A 4,622-nucleotide genomic window follows, 5' to 3' on the forward strand; every position below is an offset into this window, starting at 1 on the left:
GGCCGTGCCCGCGCGACGCGCCCTCAGCGCACGCGCGCGCCGCGACCGAGCGCGGCCGCCGCCGCGGCGACGACCTCGGGGTCCGTCGTCGTGTACCCACCCGCGCCGCCGCCGGGACCACCCGCGCTCGCGACCACCCGGCTCGCCGACAGGTGCACGGCGTCCACCCCGGTCGCGACGAGCGCCGCGACGTCCTCCGGCCGCACTCCCCCGCCGGCCATGACCTCGACCCGGCCCGCCGACCAGGCGACCGTCTCCGACAGCCGCACCGTGCCGTCGACCGACCGCGCCGCGCCGCCCGACGTGAGGACGCGCGTGACCCCGGCCCGCGCGAGGTCGTCGATCGCGCGCGCGAGGTCCGGGACCGTGTCGAGAGCGCGGTGGAAGGTCGTCTCGCGCCCCTCGGCGGCGTCGACGAGGGCGCGGAGCGCGTCGAGGTCGATCGCACCGTCCGGCGTCAGCGCGCCGACGACCACGCCCGCGGCACCCGCCGCCACGGCCGCCCGGACGTCCCGCACCTGCACGTCGAGCTCGTCGGCGTCGTAGACGAACCCGCCCGCGCGCGGGCGCACGAGGACGTGGACGCCGACCTCCGTCGGCACGGCGGCGACGGTCGCGTCGAGGAGCCCGCGGCTCGGCGTGAGCCCGCCGGTCGCGGCGAGCGCCGCGCACAGCTCGAGCCGGTCGGCCCCGAGCCGGGCGGCGGTCGTCGCACCGGCCACGTCCTGCACCGCGATCTCCAACCGCATCGGCCCGCTCCCACGTCGTCGTCGGTGTCGGTCGCGCCGACGACGCGTCGCCCTCGGCCGCACCGGGACGCGGTCGCCGTCGACCGGCGTGCGCGGCCGCACTCGCGGCCGCACGGCGATCCTAGGGTCCCCGCGGGCACCACCACACGCCCGCCCGTACGACGTCCCCGACGAGCGGCTCACCGTCCCCTCGCACCCCGGGCGCCGTCCTGCGACGCCGTCGCCGACCGGACTTTCCGGACAGCGCCGCAGAGTGCCAGGATGCGTCTCGCGCGCAGTCCGTGCGTGCTGACCAGGGGGGACGTGCCCGTGCTGTACCTCGTGCTCGTCGTGTCGGCCGTCGTCACGCTGTGGCGATGGGCGGCACCGTTGCTGCTCGTCCTGTCCGCCGTCCTCAGCGTCCTCGCGTTCGTCGGCGACCGCAGCGGGCCCGGGCCGCTCGTGTGGTGGCTCTGGGGCCTGGGCCTCGTAGGGCTCGGGCTCCGCGCCCTGCACCGGGCCGGTCAGTACCGCTCGCTGGACGACCTCGTCGCCGCGTCCGACGCGGGCGTGCCGCGGGCGATGCGCGTGCGCGGGCTCATGCTCAAGATCGAGGGCGACCTCGACGGCGCCGAGGGGCTCATCCGCGCGGCGGCCGAGAAGGGCGACCGCGAGGCGATGTGGGAGCTCGGCCGGCTCGTCGAGGACCGCGACGGGCTCGCGGCGTCCGAGCCGTGGTTCCGGATGGCGGCCGAGCACGGGCACCTGGCCGCTCGCCAGTTCTTCCGCCGCGGGCACGCGCTCAACCTCGACGGGTCGAACCCGCTGTAGCCCGGCACGCGCGGGCGGCACCGGTCCGCCGGCTCGACGGGCGAGGCGCCGGCCCGGGCACATCCGTCCGCCCGGGCATGGTCGTCGTCAGGAGGACGAGCGCGACTGCCACGTGCAGACGCACGCCTCGTTGCCCTCGGGGTCGGCGAGCACCCAGAACGCGGGCGCGCGCGTGTCCGAGAGCAGCCGCCCGCCGGCGGCGACCGCGGCGTCGACCCGCGCCTGCGCCTCGTCGTGCGGCACCGTGACGTCGAGGTGGATGCGGTTGCGCTGCGGCCGGGGCTCGTCCATCTGCTGGAACCAGAACGCGGGTCCTTCCCCCGCGGGGTCGACGAGGCCGTTGTCGTCGCCGGGCTGGTCCTCGTACGCCAGGACGGCCTTCCAGAACGGCCGGACCGCGGGGATGTCGAGCGCGTCGACCGCGACCTCGAGCAGCTCGCTGCGCGGCACGTCGGCGGTCAGGCCGAGCTCGTCGGCGAGCGCGGTCACCGTGCCGGCGAGGTCGACGTCGCGCCGCGTCAGACCGTTGACGTCGTGGCTCGACGTCGTGACCGTGACCTGCCCCCACCGCAGCAGCACGTCGGGGTGGTGGTTCGCCGCATCGGCGGCCTCGGCGACCCGGGCGACGAACGCCGCGCCCTGCGCGAAGTCGGCGGTACGGAACGTCGCGCGCAGCCGCCCGAGCAGGACGCGCCAGTGCCGGGCGTCGACGGCGTCGGTGACGACGGAGTGCGGGAGCTTCTCGGATCCACCCATGCGGCCCACCCTCCCACCGGGGGGCGCCACGCACGACCCCGTCGGCGCGCCCGTCCGAGCTCGCCCACGGGCGCGCGCGGACGGGGTCGCGGCCGGGACGTCAGCGCTGGAGGGCCGCCTCGGCGTCCGACTCGGCGCCCGCACGGATGTGGCGCGTCACCCACGGGGCGATCGCGAACATCGCGCCGGCGAAGACCAGCGCGACCAGGCCGATGCCCCCGAAGTACGCGGTGTCGCTCGCACCCTCGGTCGCCTGCACGAGCTGCGCGGTGATCGCGTTGCCCGCCGCGGGCGCGAGGAACCACAGGGCCATGGCCTGCCCGCGGAACGCCTTCGGGGCGAGCAGGGTCGTCGCGGCGAGGCCGACGGGCGACAGGCACAGCTCGCCGATCGTCTGCAGCAGGTAGACGCCGCCGAGCACCCAGGGCGGCGACTTCGTGTCCGCGAACACCGCGGACATCCCCGCGAGGAACACGAAGCTGAGCGCGGCGAACGTCAAGCCGATCGCGAACTTCACGGCGGTCGGCGGTCGGTCGTCGAGCCTGACCCAGAGCCACGCGAAGACGGGCGCCAGCAGGATGATGAGCGCGGGGTTGATCGACTGGAACAGCTCGGGCGAGAGCGTCGTGCCCAGCACCTCGAGGTCGGTGCGGCTCTCGGCGTACTGCGCGAGCGTGCTCGCGGCCTGCTCGAAGATCATCCAGAACAGCGTCGCGGCGACGAACAACGGGACGTACGCGCGCAGCCGGGACCGCTCGTGGTCGGTGACCTTGGGCGACCGGAACATCACCCAGAGCGTCGCGACGGGCGCGACGAGGGCCAGGTAGGACAGCGCGTCGACGAACGTCGCCGGGCCGAACCCACCGCTGACGACCCACGCGACCGCGACGGCGACGAGCACGCCGAGGACGACCACGAGGATCATGCGCGTGACGGCGGGACGGTCCGCGGCAGTCAGCGGGTTGGGGGCCACGTCGCCGGCGCCGCCCAGCAGCCGGCGCCCGAGCACGAAGAACACGAGCGCGATGCCCATGCCGACGGCCGCGACGGCGAAGCCGGCGTGGTAGCCGCCGATCGACCGGGCCAGCCCGACGACCAGCGGCGCCGCGAGCGACCCGATGTTGATGCCCATGTAGAAGATCGAGAACGCCGAGTCGCGCCGCGGGTCCTCGCGGCCGTACAGCTCGCCGACCATGCTCGACACGTTCGGCTTGAGCAGGCCGGTGCCGAGTGCGACGAGCCCGATGCCCAGGTAGGAGAACCCGGCCGACGGGATCGTGAGCGCGACGTGCCCCGCCGCGATGACGATGCCGCCGTACAGGACGGACCGGCGCGCACCGATCACGCGGTCGGCGAGCCAGCCGCCGACGACCGACAGCAGGTAGACGCCCGTCCCGTACGCCGCGACCATCGCGGCGCCGAGCGTGTCGTCGAGCCCGAGCCCGCCGTTCGCGACGGAGTCCGTCAGGTAGAACAGCAGGATCGCGCGCATGCCGTAGTAGCTGAACCGCTCCCACAGCTCGGTGTTGAAGAGCGTGAACAGGCCCATCGGATGGCCGAAGAACGCGCGGTCCCGTGGCACCTCGCGGCGCTGCGGGGCCTCGGACGGCTCGCGCAGCGCGCTCGCGCCGGACGGCTCCGTCTGCTCGCTCATGGGTTCATGGAACCGCCGTCGGACCGCGGGCACCAGCGGTCGCCGCCTGCGTCGGCCCCCGTTACCGTCGCCGGGTGCCCACGATCCACTGGTTCCGCCGCGACCTGCGGCTCGCGGACAACCCCTCGCTGGTCGCCGCGGTCGAGGCCGCGCGGCGCGCGGACGACGAGGTCGTGGCCCTCTTCGTGGTGGACCCCACCCTGTGGTCGGCGGCCGGCGCCCCGCGGCTCGCGTACCTGGCCCGGTCGCTGCGCGCGCTCGACGAGGCGACCGACGGGCGGCTGGTCGTCCGGCGCGGCCGGCCCGCCGACGTCGTCCCGGCGGTGGCCCGTGAGGTCGAGGCGTCTGCGGTCCACGTGACCGCCGCGACCGAGCCGTTCGGCCGTCGGCGCGACGACGCGGTCGAGCGCGCGCTCGGCGATGTGCCGCTCGTCCCGACGGGGTCGCCGTACGCGGTCGCGCCCGGCCGCCTGCGCACGGGCAAGGGCACGCCCTTCGAGGTGTTCACGCCGTTCCGCCGGGCATGGCTCGACCACGGCTGGTCCGCGCCGGCCCCGCGGCCGCGGTCCGTGCCGTGGGCGTCGCTGCCGTCGGACGGGCCGCCCGCCGCGCCCGGCACGGACGTCGACCTGCCCCGGGCGGGCGAGGCGGCG

At 76.0% G+C, this 4,622-nt stretch carries 5 protein-coding genes; 2 read left to right on the plus strand and 3 right to left on the minus strand.

From position 1 onward, the window contains the following. Positions 1 to 23 precede the first annotated feature (23 nt). On the minus strand, positions 24 to 749 hold the full coding sequence (locus tag CTKZ_RS10495) for a copper homeostasis protein CutC (protein ID WP_124342902.1): 726 nt from the start codon (positions 747 to 749) through the stop codon (positions 24 to 26). Positions 750 to 1,034: 285 nt separating this feature from the next. Here CTKZ_RS10495 and CTKZ_RS10500 point away from each other — a divergent pair, with 285 nt between their 5' ends. Next, positions 1,035 to 1,559, plus strand: a complete 525-nt coding sequence (locus CTKZ_RS10500) for an SEL1-like repeat protein (protein ID WP_124342903.1) — start codon at positions 1,035 to 1,037, stop codon at positions 1,557 to 1,559. A gap of 87 nt (positions 1,560 to 1,646) precedes the next feature. On the opposite strand, the gene CTKZ_RS10505 is transcribed toward CTKZ_RS10500, so the two are convergent. After that, positions 1,647 to 2,315 carry a 4a-hydroxytetrahydrobiopterin dehydratase gene (locus tag CTKZ_RS10505; protein WP_124342904.1) on the minus strand — a complete coding sequence of 223 codons (669 nt, stop codon included), beginning with the start codon at positions 2,313 to 2,315 and terminating at the stop codon, positions 1,647 to 1,649. Positions 2,316 to 2,415: 100 nt separating this feature from the next. Then, entirely contained in the window at positions 2,416 to 3,969 is a 1,554-nt protein-coding gene (locus CTKZ_RS10510) for a peptide MFS transporter (RefSeq protein WP_124342905.1), read from the minus strand. Positions 3,970 to 4,043: 74 nt separating this feature from the next. Between CTKZ_RS10510 and CTKZ_RS10515 the strand changes: the two genes are divergently transcribed. After that, on the plus strand, positions 4,044 to 4,622 hold a 579-nt coding region (locus CTKZ_RS10515), incomplete at its 3' end, for a deoxyribodipyrimidine photo-lyase (protein ID WP_148090480.1).

The organism is Cellulomonas algicola (genome assembly GCF_003851725.1).
GTDB lineage: Bacteria > Actinomycetota > Actinomycetes > Actinomycetales > Cellulomonadaceae > Cellulomonas > Cellulomonas algicola.